14 protein-coding genes and 1 other RNA gene are annotated in these 13,503 nt (G+C 73.1%); 7 read left to right on the top strand and 8 right to left on the bottom strand.

Going from position 1 to position 13,503, the window contains the following annotated elements; genetic code table 11:
• Positions 1-5 precede the first annotated feature (5 nt).
• From IE290_RS33445 to rnpB, 4 genes are all read right to left on the bottom strand, one after another.
• Positions 6-461 (bottom strand): hypothetical protein, encoded by a 456-nt coding sequence (locus IE290_RS33445; RefSeq protein ID WP_094006775.1) that lies wholly within the window; start codon positions 459-461, stop codon positions 6-8.
• Positions 462-479: 18 nt separating this feature from the next.
• Positions 480-746: a hypothetical protein gene (locus IE290_RS33440; protein ID WP_094006776.1), complete on the bottom strand. Its 267-nt coding sequence runs from the start codon at positions 744-746 to the stop codon at positions 480-482.
• A 669-nt stretch (positions 747-1,415) separates the two neighbouring features.
• On the bottom strand, positions 1,416-2,288 hold the full coding sequence (locus IE290_RS33435; RefSeq protein WP_191248722.1) for an SCO6745 family protein: 873 nt from the start codon (positions 2,286-2,288) through the stop codon (positions 1,416-1,418).
• A gap of 40 nt (positions 2,289-2,328) precedes the next feature.
• An RNA gene (gene rnpB / locus IE290_RS33430) (RNase P RNA component class A) lies at positions 2,329-2,715 on the bottom strand.
• A 131-nt stretch (positions 2,716-2,846) separates the two neighbouring features.
• Here rnpB and sfnG point away from each other — a divergent pair.
• The 3 genes from sfnG (at position 2,847) to IE290_RS33415 (ending at position 6,479) form a co-directional block, all read left to right on the top strand.
• Positions 2,847-3,986: a dimethylsulfone monooxygenase SfnG gene (gene sfnG / locus IE290_RS33425; protein ID WP_191248721.1), complete on the top strand. Its 1,140-nt coding sequence runs from the start codon at positions 2,847-2,849 to the stop codon at positions 3,984-3,986.
• Positions 3,983-5,158 (top strand): acyl-CoA dehydrogenase family protein, encoded by a 1,176-nt coding sequence (locus IE290_RS33420; protein ID WP_191248720.1) that lies wholly within the window; start codon positions 3,983-3,985, stop codon positions 5,156-5,158. The genes sfnG and IE290_RS33420 overlap by 4 nt, the downstream gene beginning before the upstream one ends.
• Positions 5,159-5,252: 94 nt before the next feature.
• Positions 5,253-6,479 carry an SLC13 family permease gene (locus IE290_RS33415; protein ID WP_191248719.1) on the top strand — a complete coding sequence of 409 codons (1,227 nt, stop codon included), beginning with the start codon at positions 5,253-5,255 and terminating at the stop codon, positions 6,477-6,479.
• A 6-nt stretch (positions 6,480-6,485) separates the two neighbouring features.
• Here the strand turns inward: IE290_RS33415 and IE290_RS33410 are convergent, their stop codons facing one another.
• From IE290_RS33410 to IE290_RS33400, 3 genes are read right to left on the bottom strand one after another with little or no spacing between them, the layout of a single operon-like run.
• The gene (locus IE290_RS33410; protein ID WP_191248766.1) at positions 6,486-7,574 is read right to left on the bottom strand and encodes a bifunctional RNase H/acid phosphatase; all 1,089 of its coding nucleotides are present in this window, start codon (positions 7,572-7,574) and stop codon (positions 6,486-6,488) included.
• A 2-nt stretch (positions 7,575-7,576) separates the two neighbouring features.
• Positions 7,577-8,314, bottom strand: a complete 738-nt coding sequence (locus IE290_RS33405; RefSeq protein ID WP_191248718.1) for a zinc ribbon domain-containing protein — start codon at positions 8,312-8,314, stop codon at positions 7,577-7,579.
• Between the two features lie 15 nt (positions 8,315-8,329).
• On the bottom strand, positions 8,330-9,136 hold the full coding sequence (locus IE290_RS33400) for a Nif3-like dinuclear metal center hexameric protein (protein WP_191248717.1): 807 nt from the start codon (positions 9,134-9,136) through the stop codon (positions 8,330-8,332).
• Here IE290_RS33400 and IE290_RS33395 point away from each other — a divergent pair.
• The 4 genes from IE290_RS33395 (at position 9,135) to IE290_RS33380 (ending at position 12,616) form a co-directional block, all read left to right on the top strand.
• Positions 9,135-9,650, top strand: coding sequence for a low molecular weight protein-tyrosine-phosphatase (locus tag IE290_RS33395; RefSeq protein ID WP_373300602.1), 516 nt, complete (start codon positions 9,135-9,137; stop codon positions 9,648-9,650). The genes IE290_RS33400 and IE290_RS33395 overlap by 2 nt on opposite strands.
• The gene (locus IE290_RS33390; RefSeq protein WP_308431404.1) at positions 9,647-10,102 is read left to right on the top strand and encodes a low molecular weight protein-tyrosine-phosphatase; all 456 of its coding nucleotides are present in this window, start codon (positions 9,647-9,649) and stop codon (positions 10,100-10,102) included. The genes IE290_RS33395 and IE290_RS33390 overlap by 4 nt, the downstream gene beginning before the upstream one ends.
• Positions 10,099-10,959, top strand: a complete 861-nt coding sequence (locus tag IE290_RS33385) for a fructosamine kinase family protein (protein ID WP_191248714.1) — start codon at positions 10,099-10,101, stop codon at positions 10,957-10,959. The genes IE290_RS33390 and IE290_RS33385 overlap by 4 nt, the downstream gene beginning before the upstream one ends.
• 736 nt (positions 10,960-11,695) lie before the next feature.
• Positions 11,696-12,616 carry an SURF1 family cytochrome oxidase biogenesis protein gene (locus IE290_RS33380; protein ID WP_229874862.1) on the top strand — a complete coding sequence of 307 codons (921 nt, stop codon included), beginning with the start codon at positions 11,696-11,698 and terminating at the stop codon, positions 12,614-12,616.
• Here IE290_RS33380 and IE290_RS33375 read toward each other — a convergent pair.
• Positions 12,567-13,499, bottom strand: coding sequence for a cobalamin biosynthesis protein CobD/CbiB (locus tag IE290_RS33375; protein ID WP_191248713.1), 933 nt, complete (start codon positions 13,497-13,499; stop codon positions 12,567-12,569). The two genes, IE290_RS33380 and IE290_RS33375, sit on opposite strands and share 50 nt — an antisense overlap.
• Between the last annotated feature and the right edge of the window lie 4 nt (positions 13,500-13,503).

Raw genomic sequence — 13,503 nt, 5'->3', positions numbered from 1 at the left:
ACCTCCTACCGTGGCGCCGAAGTGCGCGCGCCACGCGGTCGTGCTGGCTGGTGGTGAGGATGCGACCCCGCCGCGGCGAGGTGCCGTTTGTGCTTGGGCAGCGGCCGCTCGTTCCGCACGCGGATCTTCGTGGCCGTGACCGCACCGCCCTCTCCGGAGGTCTTCTCGCGGGGCGTCTGCAGCTCGCGCAGCCACATGGTCATGACAGCGCCGAGCGGACGCTCGTGACTGATCTTGGCCGTGATCATCCGGGTGATCAAGATCGTGATGACGAACGCCCACGCGGTGGAGAAGAAGCCGAACCCGAAGCCGAGCTGCCGCTCGACGGCCAGGACGACGAGGAACACCGGGATGCCGACACCCCAGGCCACGTACCGCGCCCGCCACGGGAAGGTGGCCTTCGGCGGGCCGAGCCAGACCGCGTCGACCCGGTAGACCTCGTCATCGGTTCGAATCCGCACGCGCGCTACCCCGCGCCGTCAGCTGGTGAACAAGCCGGCGATCCACTCGCCGACGTTGACGCCGAGCCCGCTCACGGCGAGGCCGACGATCGCGAGCGCGATCACCACACCGGCCAGGCGGCGCATGACGCCGGCGTTGTCGCCCTTGCCGCCACCGAGCCAGAGCAGCAGCAGCGCGACGGCGAGCAGGACCAGGGGGATGATGTTGTCGAGGAGCCACTGCTGGACTCCACGGGTCCTGATCTCGCCCTGCGCCAGGTGCTGCACAAGTGTCATCATGGTCATCGCGTACTCCCAGGTGCGAGGAGTGTGGGTGTCGGGTGGGTCAGCGCGGGGCGGGCCCACGAGGTCGGAAAGTTCGTCCGGTCTGTCTAGCCCATCATGGCGTCACGAGCTGTGACGGTCAAAGCGCTCTCTGTCGAACGGCAGTCCATTCACACCAGGCACAGTACGGCCACTTCTCCTGAACTCGTCGCCCTCCATCATCGTGGTAACACCGCTCAGGGTTAACCCCCGGCACCCGGATTTCCTAGTGTGGGTAGGGACTCACCCACAGGCGCATTCACGCTTCACTCTGGGTGCGCGGTATCGCTCCTCGACGGCGCGGACACCAGTGTGGCATGACCCGATCGGCCGCATGCCACGTACCCGGGCGTGACGACTTCTCCGGGCGAGTCGATCATCCGATCCAGCGAACACCGTCACCCAGCGCCCAGGTGGACCCGATTTGCCCTCACGATGCGTGATCGATACGCACTTTCGGGTGGACTCGGGTGTAAGCGCTCACTGTGCCGGGTGCCGCGGTGGAGCGCGGTGGCGAGCGCTTTCCGCGGACTGCGGTGACACAGGGCGAGCGCGAACGCCTTCATCCTCACCCAACGTGAAAGTCCGACGCTGGGCGCGCGCGGGGCGGCGGGCCCTTCCGGCGAGCGCGTCCGTCGTGATCGCCGGAACTCAGGCCCGCGCCGCCGCGAAGATGCCGTCCGGGAAGGCTCCGTGCGCCACCGCGTGCCGGGCCAGCTCGCGGCCCAGCTCGTGCAGCCGCGTGGCCTTCTCGGCGCCCAGGTGGCGCCACGGGGCCGCCGCGGAGGCGTTCGTCTGCTCCTCCAGGCTCTGCCGCAGCACGGTGCCCTCCGGGGTGAGCCGGCCGTCGGCGTCGAGCAGGCCCTGCTCGCGCAGGTCCGCCACACCGGCGTCCCACTGCTCGTTGGACCAGCCGCGGCTCCTCTTCGCGACCGGCTCCAGGAAGCCCTTCCCGGTCGCCGTGTAGGTGATCAACGCGGCCAGCCCGCCCAGCCCGTGGCCGACCAGCGCCGCGATGTGCCCGTCGCCGCGGTACTCGCGCAACAGCGTCGCCGCGTGCCAGAGCACCAGGTGCGGCTCGGACGGCCACTCCAGCTCCGCGTGCCCCGCGTACAGCGGGCGCCCCTCCGCCGTGCACGCCGAAGCCGCCGAGCGGGCCAGCTCCGCCGCCTCGGCCAGCCGCGGCGAGGTGATCAGCTCCTGTCCCAGCACGCGGCGCAGCCCGGCGTCGGCCGCCGCCAGCCGGGCCTGCAGGATCCGCGACGGCGAGGCCAGCGTCCACGCCCGCGGGATGTGCCGGGCGACCAGCTCCGGGTTGAAGTTGTAGAAGGTGGCCGCGACCACGCCCGCGCCCACCGTGCCCATCGGCGCCGCTCGGCTGGCGAAGTAGCACATCCGGCCCGGCCGCAGCCCGGCCTCGGTGAGCGCCTGCTCCGCCTCGGGCGCGAAGTAGATGAACGAGTGAAGCGGTTCGAGCACCCGGTGGCACCGGAACGCGACGTCGCGGGCTTCTGCGTGATCCACGGCCCGACCGTAGGCCACCGGCGGGCCGGCGGGAAAGGGGCGGACGAGTTGGCCTGTAAGCCGGATCCTGTCCCGCGGCGCGAAGCCGCGGTGGCGGCCATCCATCTAGGCCTGCCGTCGCCGGCAGGCTCGAGCGGCCTACCCGCAGGCATCGGACGGGCCGCCCTCGATCGCCTGCGCAGGCGCCTCGCGGCGCCCTCTTGGCCTTGCTCCGGGTGGGGTTTACCGAGCCACCCCGGTCACCCGGGGTGCTGGTGGTCTCTTACACCACCGTTTCACCCTTACCCCGGCCCGTGAAGGCCGGGGCGGTCTGTTTTCTGTGGCACTGTCCCGCGGGTCGCCCCGGGTTGCGGTTAGCAACCACCCTGCCCTGCGGAGTCCGGACTTTCCTCGAGGGAGTGACCCTCGCGGCCGCCCGGCCAACTCGTCCGCCCACTCAGGGTAACCGTTCCCACGCCGTGGACGTCGGTTGCCCCTCCATCCGCCCGCCGCTTTACTCGGAAACAGATCGCGCGGCCGTCGACGCACAATTCCCCTCACCATTTCCGTGGAGCCTTCATGCCCGCATTTCCCCCACCCGATCCGCACGAACCGCTGAAATTCGCCTATTGGGTGCCGAATGTCAGCGGCGGACTGGTCACGAGCCGGATCGAACAACGCACCGACTGGGGTTACGACTACAACCGCGAACTCGCCGTGCTCGCGGAGAACAACGGCTTCGAGTACGCGCTCACCCAGGTCCGCTACACCGCCAGCTACGGCGCCGCCTACCAGCACGAGTCGACCGGGTTCAGCCTGGCGCTGCTGCTGGCGACCCAGCGGCTCAAGGTGATCGCGGCCGTCCACCCCGGACTGTGGCACCCCGGCGTGCTGGCCAAGTTCGTCGCCAGCGCGGACGTGCTGTCCGGCGGCCGGGCCGCGGTCAACGTGGTCAGCGGCTGGTTCAAGGACGAGTTCACCGGCCTCGGCGAACCGTGGCTGGAGCACGACGAGCGCTACCGCCGGTCCGAGGAGTTCATCCGCGTCCTCAAGGAACTGTGGACCAGCGACGCCGCCGAGTTCGCCGGCGACTTCTACCGGATCCACGACTTCGACATCAAGCCCAAGCCGGTGTCCACACCGGACCGCCCGCACCCGGAGGTGTTCCAGGGCGGCAACTCGACGGCGGCGCGCAGGCTGGCCGGCCGGGTGTCCGACTGGTACTTCAGCAACGGCAAGGACTTCGACGGGTTCAGCGAGCAGGTCGCCGAGGTCCGCGGGTACGCGGCCGAGCACGACCACACGGTGCGGTTCGGGCTCAACGGGTTCGTGATCGCCCGCGACACCGAGGCCGAGGCCCGCGACGTGCTGCGGGAGATCGTGGACAAGGCCGACGTCGAGGCCGTGGAGGGATTCCGGTCCGCGGTCCAGCAGGCCGGCAAGTCCACCGCGGACCGCAAGGGCATGTGGGCCGACTCCGAGTTCGCCGACCTGGTCCAGTACAACGACGGGTTCCGCACCGGGCTGATCGGCACGCCCGAGCAGATCGCCCGCCGCGTGGTCGAGTACAAGCGGCGCGGGGCGAACCTGCTGCTGCTCGGTTTCCTGCACTACCACGAGGACGTCGAGTACTTCGGCCGTCACGTCCTGCCCATCGTGCGCGAGCTGGAGAAGGAAACCAGCGCCGCCACCCCGGAACCCGTTGGGAGTTTCTCGTGACCGACTGGATCGCACGTGCCCGTGAGGTCGCCGCGCGGCTGGCGGTGGACGCCGTCCAGCGCGACCGGGAGAACCGGACGCCCTACGCCGAGGTCCAGCTGCTCAAGGACACCGGCCTGGTCACCCTGCTCGGGCCGGTCGAGCACGGCGGCGCCGGGCAGACCTGGGAGACCGCCTACCGGGTGATCCGCGAGATCGCCAAGGCGGACGGCTCGATCGGCCAGCTGCTGGGCTACCACTACCTGTGGGCGTGGGCGGCGCGCCTGGTCGGCACGGACGCGCAGATCGCCGCCGTCGAGGAGCTCTACACGCGCAACAACTTCTTCTTCGGTGGCGCGGTCAACCCGCGCGACTCGGACCTGAAGATCACGCAGGACGGCGACGAGCTGGTCTACCACGGGCACAAGTCGTTCTCCACCGGCAGCAAGGTGTCCGACCTGACCGTGCTGGAGGGCGTGCTCGAAGGGACCGACGAACACATCTTCGCGATCGTGCCGTCGAAACAGCCGGGAATCGAGTTCCACGACGACTGGGACAACATCGGGCAGCGCCTGACCGAATCGGGCAGCGTCACCATTTCCGACGTCCGGGTGCCGTGGTCGGATGCCGCCGGGTACGTGGACCGGGAATTCCAGCCGCTCGTCTACAACACGCTGAACGTGCCGACGATCCAGCTCGTGTTCACCAATTTCTACCTCGGCATCGCGCAGGGCGCGCTGGAATCGGCGCTGGCCTACACGCGTGAGCGGACCCGGGCGTGGCCCTACGGCGGGGACGACAAGCAGTCCGCGACCGAGGAGTGGTACGTCCTGGAGGGCTACGGCGACCTGCAGGCCAAGCTGTGGGCGGCGGAAGCGCTGGTGGACAAGGCCGGGGCGGCGATCTCGCCGATCCTGCACGCGCCGCGCGCGGAGCTGACGCCCGAGGCGCGTGGCGAGGTGGCGGTCCTGATCGCGGCAGCCAAGCAGCGGATCGTCGACACCGGCCTGGAGATCGGCACGAAGATCTTCGAGCTGACCGGTGCCAGGGCGAGCGCGTCGAAGTACGGGCTGGACCGGTTCTGGCGCAACCTGCGGACGCACTCGCTGCACGACCCGCTGCCGTACAAGCGGCGGGAGGTCGGGGACTACGCGCTGAACGGCCGGCTCCCTGAACCCACCTGGTACACCTAGGCCACCGGTTGCCGGAAGGCCACCCTCGCTGCCGGCCAGGGGCGCGGGGGTGGCCTTCACCCTGTCCGAATCGACCGCGAGCTAGCGTGAGGGCATGGTCGCGGCGGTCGGGAGCGTGGGGACGCTCGCTGCTGTTCTCGGGTTCGCCATGGCGCGTCCCCGCGGTCTGCCGGAGGCGCTGGTCGCGGTGCCGGCCGCGCTCGTCGTGCTCGCCTTCGGGCTGGTGTCGCCGGGCGAGGCGTGGGCACAGGTCACCGCGATGGCCCCGACGCTCGGGTTCCTCGCGGCGATCCTCGTCCTCGCCGACCTGGCCGACCGCGAGGGTGTCTTCCGGTGGCTCGGCGCGCGGCTCGCCACCGCCTGCCGCGGCCGGCCGCGGGGGCTGCTCGCGCTGACCTTCGCGGCCGCCGCGGGCACGACCGCGGTGCTGAGCCTCGACGCGACGGTCGTCCTGCTGACACCGGTCGTCCTCGCCACCACGAGAACCCTCGACCTGCCGCCGAAGCCGCACGTCTACGCGTGCGCGCACCTGGCGAACTCGGCGTCGACCCTGCTGCCGGTCTCGAACCTGACGAACCTGCTGGCCTTCGCCGCGTCCGGGCTGACCTTCACCGGGTTCGCCGCGCTGATGGCGCTGCCGTGGCTGGTCACCATCGTGGTCGAGCTGGCGGTGTTCCGGTGGTTCTTCCGGCGCGACCTGACCGGGCTCGCGCGCCCCGCGGTCGACGACCGGGAGGCGCCGGTCTTCGCGCTGGTCGTCCTCGGGCTAACGCTCGCCGGGTTCGGGGCGGGGCCGCTGGTCGGGCTCGCGCCCGGGTGGGTGGCCGCGATCGCCGCCGCCGTGCTGGCCGCGCGGGCGCTGGCGCGGCGGGAGACGAGCCCGGCGCGGCTGGTGGTCGCGGCGAACCCGCTGCTCAGCCTGTTCGTGCTGGGGCTCGCGATCGTCGTCGAGGCGGTGTCGGACCACCTGCTCGGCGGCCCGCTGCGGGAGTTGCTGCCGGAGACGACCGGGCTGCCCGAGCTGCTGCTCACGGCGTTCCTGGCAGCCGCGCTGGCGAACCTGGTGAACAACCTCCCGGCGACGTTGATCCTGCTGGCGGCGCTCGGCCCGCACCCGGCTCCGGGGGTGCTGCTCGCCGTGCTGCTTGGGGTGAACATCGGCCCGAACGCCACCTACGTCGGCTCGCTGGCGACGTTGCTGTGGCGGCGCGTGCTCGGCCGGGACGCCCCCGGCCTGGGCGAGTTCACCCGGCTCGGCCTGGCGACGGTCCCGGCGAGCCTGGCCGCGGCGACCGTCGCGCTGTGGCTGGTGCTGCCGTAGCGCGCCTCAGGCGAGGTGCGAGATGTCGTTCACCAGCCGCACCGAGGCGTTGCCGTCCGGGTAGAACTCGACGATCGACAGCGACGCCAGGTCCAGGTGGAGCCGGAACAGCAGCGACGGCCCCGCGTCCAGGCCCAGCCGCAGCAGGGACTTGATCGGGGTGACGTGGCTGACCACGATGATCGTCTTCCCGGCGTGGGTCCCGACCAGCTCGTCGCGTGTCCGGCGGACCCGCTGGTGCACCGCGTCGAAGCTCTCCCCGCCCGGCGCCGGCACCGACGGGTCGCGCAGCCAGCGGCCGTGCAGCTCCGGGTCGCGCTGGGCGGCTTCGGCGAACGTGAGACCCTCCCACTCGCCGAAATCGGTCTCCAGCAGGCCGGGGTGGGTTTCCACGCGGGCGCCGAGCGCGTCGGCGACGGCCTGCGCGGTCTGCTTCGTCCGGGTCAGCGGAGAGGCCACGATCGCGGTGTCCGTGCCCAGGTCGGACAGCGCGGCCAGGCGCTTCGCGGCCGCCGCGGCCTGCTGCCTGCCGTGCTCGGTCAGCGGCACGTCACCGCGGCCAGAGTACCGGCGGTCCACCGACATCGCGGTCTGACCGTGCCGCAGCAGCATCATCCGGACCGGCGTGCCTTGCGCACCGGTCCACTTCTGCGGCGTCGTGCGCTCCGGGCCCGTGTGCTCCGGCGAGGGGCCTTTGCCGGCCTGGGTGTCCATCGCTTCGTTGGCGAGCCGGTCGGCGTGCGCGTTCTCCGCGCGCGGGATCCACTGGTAGCTGACGCGAGCGAACCCGGCGGCCAGCTCGCGGGCCCGCTCGGCGAGCGGCTTCAGCGCCTCGTGCTTGATCTTCCAGCGGCCGGACATCTGCTCGACCACGAGCTTGGAGTCCATCCGCACGTCGACCTCGGTGGCCCCCGCCTCGGCGGCCGCGCGCAGCCCGGCGATGAGGCCGGAGTACTCGGCGACGTTGTTCGTCGCCACGCCCAGGCCCTCCTGGCGCTCGGCCAGGACCTCGCCGGTCGCGGCGTCGCGGACGACGGCCCCGTACCCGGCCGGCCCGGGGTTGCCCCGCGAACCGCCGTCGGCCTCGACGAGCACCCTCACAGACCCGACTCCACGGTCCGCACCAGGATCGCGCCGCAGTTCTCGCACTGCACGACCTCGTCCTCGGCGGCCGCCTTGAGCTCGGACACCGTGTTGCGGTCGAACTCCATGTTGCAGGCCAGGCACTTGCGTGCGCGCACCAGCGCGGCGCCGATGCCCTTGTGCGCGCGGACCCGCTCGTACAGCTTGAGCAGGCCCTCCGGGAACCGCGGCACCAGCTTGGCGCGGTCCTCCTCGCGGCGGGCCTTCGTGGTGTCCAGGTCCTTGAGCAGGTCGTCGCGACGGCTCTCCACGTCGGCGAGCGCCTGCTCGGTCTTGTCCACCTCGGCGCCGGTGCGCTGCACGTCCAGGCCCAGCGCCTCGCGGCGCTCCATCAGCTCGAGCAGGTCGTCCTCGAGCGCGCTCTGGCGCCGGGCCAAGGTCTCCAGCTCGTGCTGCAGGTCGGCGACCTGCTTGGCCGGGAGGGTGCCGCCGTCGATCAGCTTGCGGTCGCGGTCCTCGCGAGCCCGGACCGACTCGATCTCCTTCTCCTGGCGGGCGATCTCGCGGTCCAGGTCGGAGGCCGCGGTCTCGTGCCGGATCGCGGTGTCGCGCAGCTCGCGCAGGGTCTTCTGGATGCCCTCGATCTCGGCGAGCTCGGGCATGGTGCGGCGGCGGTGCTCGACGCGGGACAGCTCGGCATCCACTTTCGCGAGCTCGAGCAGCTGACGCTGGACGGCTGGCTCTGCCTTCACTGGTACTCCCTCGGATTACGCGCGGATGGTCCACGGATCGGTTCGGCGCGCGGACACGTGCACGTTGACGTTACCCGCAAAGGCGGCACGCAGGACCGCCGAGGCTTGACCGCACCACGGCCACTCGCTGGCCCAGTGGGTCAGGCCGACCAGGGCGGGCGCGTCCGGGCCGGTCTCCAGGTGCTCGCCCGCCGGATGGTGGCGCAGGTCGGCGGTGACGTAGGCGTCGACCCCGGCGGCGGTGGCGGCGCCCAGGAAGCCGTCCCCGGCCCCGCCGGAGACCGCCACCGTCCTAATCAGACGATCGGGGTCGCCGGCCCCGAGGACGCCCGGCTCGGTGCGCGGCAGGGCGCCGGCCACCCGGCGCACGAACTCGGCGAACGGCTCGGGCTCGGGCAGCTCACCGATGCGGCCAAGGCCGGTGGCGCCGTCCGGGTGCGGGTCGAGGGGGCGGAGCTCCCGCAGGCCGATCGCCTCGGCGAGCGCGTCGGACACGCCCGGATTCGCGGAGTCGGCGTTCGTGTGCGCGCAGTACAGGGCGATGCCGGCGCGGATGAGCCGGTGCACCAGTGCGCCCTTCGGGGTGTCGGCCGGCACGCCGTGCACGCCGCGCAGCAGCAGCGGGTGGTGCGCGACGACCAGCTGGACGCCGGTCTCGATCGCCTCGTCGATGGTCGCGGCGACCGGGTCGACGCAGATCAGGACGTCGGTGACCGGCTCGGCGGGGTCGCCGCAGACCAGGCCGACGGCGTCCCAGCTTTCCGCGAGCGCGGGCGGGTAGGCGTCCTCCAGGGCGGCGATCACTTCGGCGAGCGCGGGCATGGGCCGATCTTCGCATGGGCCGTGGGGCACACTGCGGGGTGTGACCGAGCCGAGCCTGCACATCTGCTTCGTCTGTTCCGGCAACATCTGCCGCTCCCCGATGGCGGCCATCGTCTTCCGGGCGCACCTCGAACGCGCCGGGCTCGCCGACCGGGTGCGCGTCACCAGCGCCGGCACCGGGCCGTGGCACGTCGGCGAACCGGCCGACCCGCGTGCCCGCGACACGCTGCGCGAGGCGGGCTACAGCGGGAAGCACGTGGCCGCGCAGGTCGACAGCGACCACCTCGCCGCCGACCTGCTCCTGGCCGCCGACCAGGGCCACCTGCGGGAGCTGCGGCGCATGGTGGACGACCCGTCGCGCGTGCGGCTGCTGCGGTCCTTCGACCCGGAGGCGCCCGAAGGTGCCGAGGTGCCGGACCCGTACTACGGCGGCGACGACGGCTTCCCCGAGGTCCTCGCCATGGTCGAGCGGACCGTCCCCGCGCTGCTGGATTGGGCGAAGGCCAGGCTCTGATGCACCTGTGCTTCGTGTGCTCGGGCAACACCTGCCGCTCGGCGATGGCGGCGATGGTGTTCCGCGCCCACCTGGCCCGGGCCGGCCTCGACGACGTGCGCGTGACCAGCGCGGGCACCGGCGGGTGGCACGCCGGCGAACCCGCCGACCCGCGCGCCCGTGCGGTTCTCGCCGCGCACGGTTACGGTGGCGAACACGTGGCCACCGAGCTCGGCGACGAACACCTCGGCGCCGACCTCTTCCTCGCCGCGGGCCGGGAGCACGCGGAGGTGCTCAGCGCGAAGGTCGGTGCCGGGCGGGTGCGGCTGCTGCGCGAGTTCGACCCGGAGGCACCGCCCGGGGCGGAAATCGCCGACCCGTACCACGGCCGGGCCGAGGAATACGAGAAGGTGCTGGAAATGATCGAAGCCGCCGTTCCGGGGCTGCTGGACTGGGTACATCGACACCGATGAGCGCGCGCGAAGCCGTCGAACGGCTGCTGGGAGTCCCGGTCACCGGGGTGCGCCGCAGCGGTGGCGCGGTGTGCCTGGTGACGGCCGAGGTGCGTGGCGTGCTGGTCGCCAAGCAGGGCAGCGGCCCGGGCGCGACCGACGCCGAGGCCGCTGGGCTGCGCTGGCTCGGCGAGCACGGCGACGTGCCGGTCCCGCGGGTCCACGCGCACGACGACGAGTGGATCGTCATGGAGTACGTGCCGCCGACGTATCCCGAGGCCGACGCGGCGGAAGCGTTCGGACGCGGCCTGGCGCGCCTGCACCTGCGGGGCGCGCCCGCGTACGGATCGCCCCCGCCGGGCGGACCGGCCGACGCGTGGATGGGTTTGGCGCCGATGCGCAACGAGCCGTGCGCCGACTGGGCGGAGTTCTACGGTTCGTACCGCGTGTTGCCGTACGTGCGGATGTGCGTGGACCAGGGCCTGTACGACGCCGGGCAGGCCGCGGTGTTCGAGCGGGTGTGCTCGAGGCTGCCCGAGCTGGGCGTCCCGGCCGAACCGCCGGCCCGCCTCCACGGCGACGCGTGGAGCGGCAACGTGCACTGGGCGCAGGGCGCGGTGTGGCTGATAGACCCCGCCGCCCACGGCGGCCACCGCGAGACGGACCTGGCGATGCTGCGCCTGTTCGGGACGCCGCTGCTGGAGCACATCCTCGGTGCGTACGAGGAGGCGGCGAAGGACCTGGACGCCCCGCTCGGTGACGGGTGGCACGAGCGGGTGGAGCTGCACCAGCTGTTCCCGCTGCTCATGCACGCGGCCGTGTTCGGGGCCGGGTACGCGCGGCAGGCGCTCCGGGTGGCGGAGAAGCTGGCGGGGTGAGCGCGGCGCGAAGCGCGCGGAGCGCGGAGCGCCGAGCGCGGGGCGAGGTGCCCGCAGGGCGCGCGGCGAAGCGGGTCGCGGGGCGCGAAGCGCGCGGGGCGCCGAGCGCCCGCAGGGCGCGCGGGGCGAAGCGGCTGGGCCCGCGGCGAAGCGGGTCGCGGGGCGCGGGGCGCCGAGCGCGGGGCGCGGGGCGCCCGAAGCGCTAGCGGGGCGCGGAGGGAAGCGCCGAGCACCGATCGAAGCGGTGGCGCGGGGCGAAGCGCCGGGCGGGGCGCGAAGCGCGCGGGGCAAGGCACCGTAGGGCGCGCGGCACGCGGCGCCCCGGGCGGGCGAAGCGGGGCCCCGCGGGGCGGGGGGCGCTGGAGCGGGGCGTAGGCAGCGCGGAGCGGGACAACGCGGGCGAGGCGGGCGGCGGTGCGCCTCGCAGGGCGCGCCGCCGGGGCGCGCGCTCCACGGAGCGCCGAAAGCCGAGCGCGAAGCAGCGCGGCCACCGGGAGCCGCGGCGCGAAGCGCCCCGCCGGAGCGCGGCGGCGGCCGGAGCGCGGCGGCGGCCGAGCGCGAAACGCCCGCCGGGGCGCGGCGGCGCCCGAGCGCGAAACGCCCGCCGGGCGTGGCGTTGCCCCCACCGGGCGCGGCGCCGAGCGCGCGCAGCCCCACCGCTAGTCCGATGTCACCTGCCACACCCTGCGCTGACCTCCCCACACCGCCCCTACCGGGGACCGCCTACCGTGTACCTGTGCGGCTGAAGTTCCTCCTCCGGCCGAGCTGGCTCGCCCTCGTGGTGGGTGTGCTCGCGTTCGCGTTCGCCTGCTTCACGCTGCTGTCTCCGTGGCAGTTCTCCCGCAACGACCAGCGCGAAGCCCAGAACCGGGCCATCGAGGCCTCCCTCACCGCCGACCCACGCCCGTTGAACGACGTTCTCCCGCGGGGCGCCACGCCGGACGTGAACACCGAGTGGTCCCGCGTCGAGATCACCGGCACCTACCTCCCCGAGCAGGAAGTCGTCGCCCGGTTGCGGACCGTTCAGGGTCAGCCCGCCTTCGAGGTGCTCACCCCGTTCCGCACCACCGACGGCCAGATCGTGCTCGTCGACCGCGGCTACCTCCAGCCGGACTCCCGCACCGAGGTCCCGCCCTACGCCGCACCCCCGGCGGGCACCGTGACGATCGTCGCGCGGATCCGGGAGGATGAGAACGACCCGAAGAACCGCGACGCCTTCGCCGACGCCTCCACCCACGGCAAGCTCCAGAGCTACACCGTCGACTCCCGCGTCGTGGCGCGGTCGAGCGGCCTGGACATCCGCAGCGGCTACTTCCAGCTCGACTCCGACCAGCCGGGCGTGCTCAACCCGCTCCCCCTGCCGCAGACCGACGCCGGCCCCTTCTTCTCCTACGCCCTGCAGTGGATCGCGTTCGGCGTCATGGCGATCGCCGGCCTGCTTTACTTCACGATCCGCGAGATGAAGCCCGGCGGCGTGCTCAACGAGATGGCCGAGAAGAACAAGCGCAAGCGCCGGTCGGTCGCGGAGATCCTGGCCGAGGACGAAGCAGCGGCGCGCAGCGCCTCCGTTGAGGGTGGTGGCGGGCGACGGGCGGGCGAGGCCGGGCCTAGCGAGACCGCCGCAGACCGAGCAGACCAGCCAGCACAGCGGAACTGACCCCGGCCAGCCACCCGACCACCCGGGACAGCTCGACCGCCCGCGTCACGTGCCCGGCGTCCGGGTTCCGGCCGTCGCCCAGCACCGGCAGTTCCTCGACCCCGTGCGGGTAGACCGTGCGGCCCCCGAGGCGGATCTCCAGCGCCCCCGCGAACGCCGCCTCCATGCGACCGGCGTTCGGACTCGGGTGGGCCGCGGTGTCCCGCCGCCAGGCGCGCCACGCCCCGGCTGCCGAACCACCGACCACCGGCGCGCTCGTCACGGTCAACGCGGCCGCGAACCGCGTCGGCAGCAGGTTGACCAGGTCGTCCAGGCGCCGGGCGAACCAGCCGGCCGGCCGCGTCGGATCGCCCAGGGTGCGCAGCACCGACACCGTCCGCGCGGCGAGCAGGCCGGGCATCCCGGCGACCGCGCCCCAGAACAGCGGCCCGACGACGGCATCGGCGGTGTGCTGGGCGACCGACTCGACCGAGGCACGGGACAGACCCACCACGTTCAGCCCGCCGGTCTGCCGGCTGTCCAGTTCGGACAGCGTTTCGCGGGCCGCGTCCAGCTCGCCCTCTTCCAGGTCGCGGGCCAGTTCGGTGCCGTCCGCGGCGAGACCGGCGCCGCCGAGGACCGCCCAGGTCGCCACCGCCGTCGCGAGGGCCTGCAGGACCGGGCTGCGCCGCACCGACCGCTCGGCCAGCAACCCGGCCACCACGGCTGAACCGGCCAGCCCGCCGGCGAAGGCGACGCCGGCGAGGCGGTGCTGGGGCAGGTTCGCGTCGGCCGCCCGGACGGCGCGGGTGAACACGGTGACCGGCCGGCCGCGCTTCGGCTCGCCGATCACCCCGTCCGCCGCCGCCCCCAGCAGCAGTCCGATCGCCCGTGCGGCACTCACTCGT

The sequence above is a fragment of the Amycolatopsis deserti genome (assembly GCF_014653945.1).
Lineage (GTDB): Bacteria > Actinomycetota > Actinomycetes > Mycobacteriales > Pseudonocardiaceae > Amycolatopsis_E > Amycolatopsis_E deserti.
The sequence above is the reverse complement of the archived record's forward strand: the minus strand, read 5'-3'. Positions and strand labels throughout refer to the sequence as shown.

Bases quoted from the DNA above. Each gene is read 5' to 3' on its own strand.
- IE290_RS33395 (WP_373300602.1), top strand. From the start codon at position 9,135: ATGGGCCGATCTTCGCATGGGCCGTGGGGCACACTGCGGGGTGTGACC.
- IE290_RS33415 (WP_191248719.1), top strand. From the start codon at position 5,253: ATGGTCGCGGCGGTCGGGAGCGTGGGGACGCTCGCTGCTGTTCTCGGG.
- IE290_RS33385 (WP_191248714.1), top strand. From the start codon at position 10,099: ATGAGCGCGCGCGAAGCCGTCGAACGGCTGCTGGGAGTCCCGGTCACC.
- IE290_RS33400 (WP_191248717.1), bottom strand. From the start codon at position 9,136: ATGCCCGCGCTCGCCGAAGTGATCGCCGCCCTGGAGGACGCCTACCCG.
- IE290_RS33440 (WP_094006776.1), bottom strand. From the start codon at position 746: ATGACCATGATGACACTTGTGCAGCACCTGGCGCAGGGCGAGATCAGG.
- sfnG (WP_191248721.1), top strand. From the start codon at position 2,847: ATGCCCGCATTTCCCCCACCCGATCCGCACGAACCGCTGAAATTCGCC.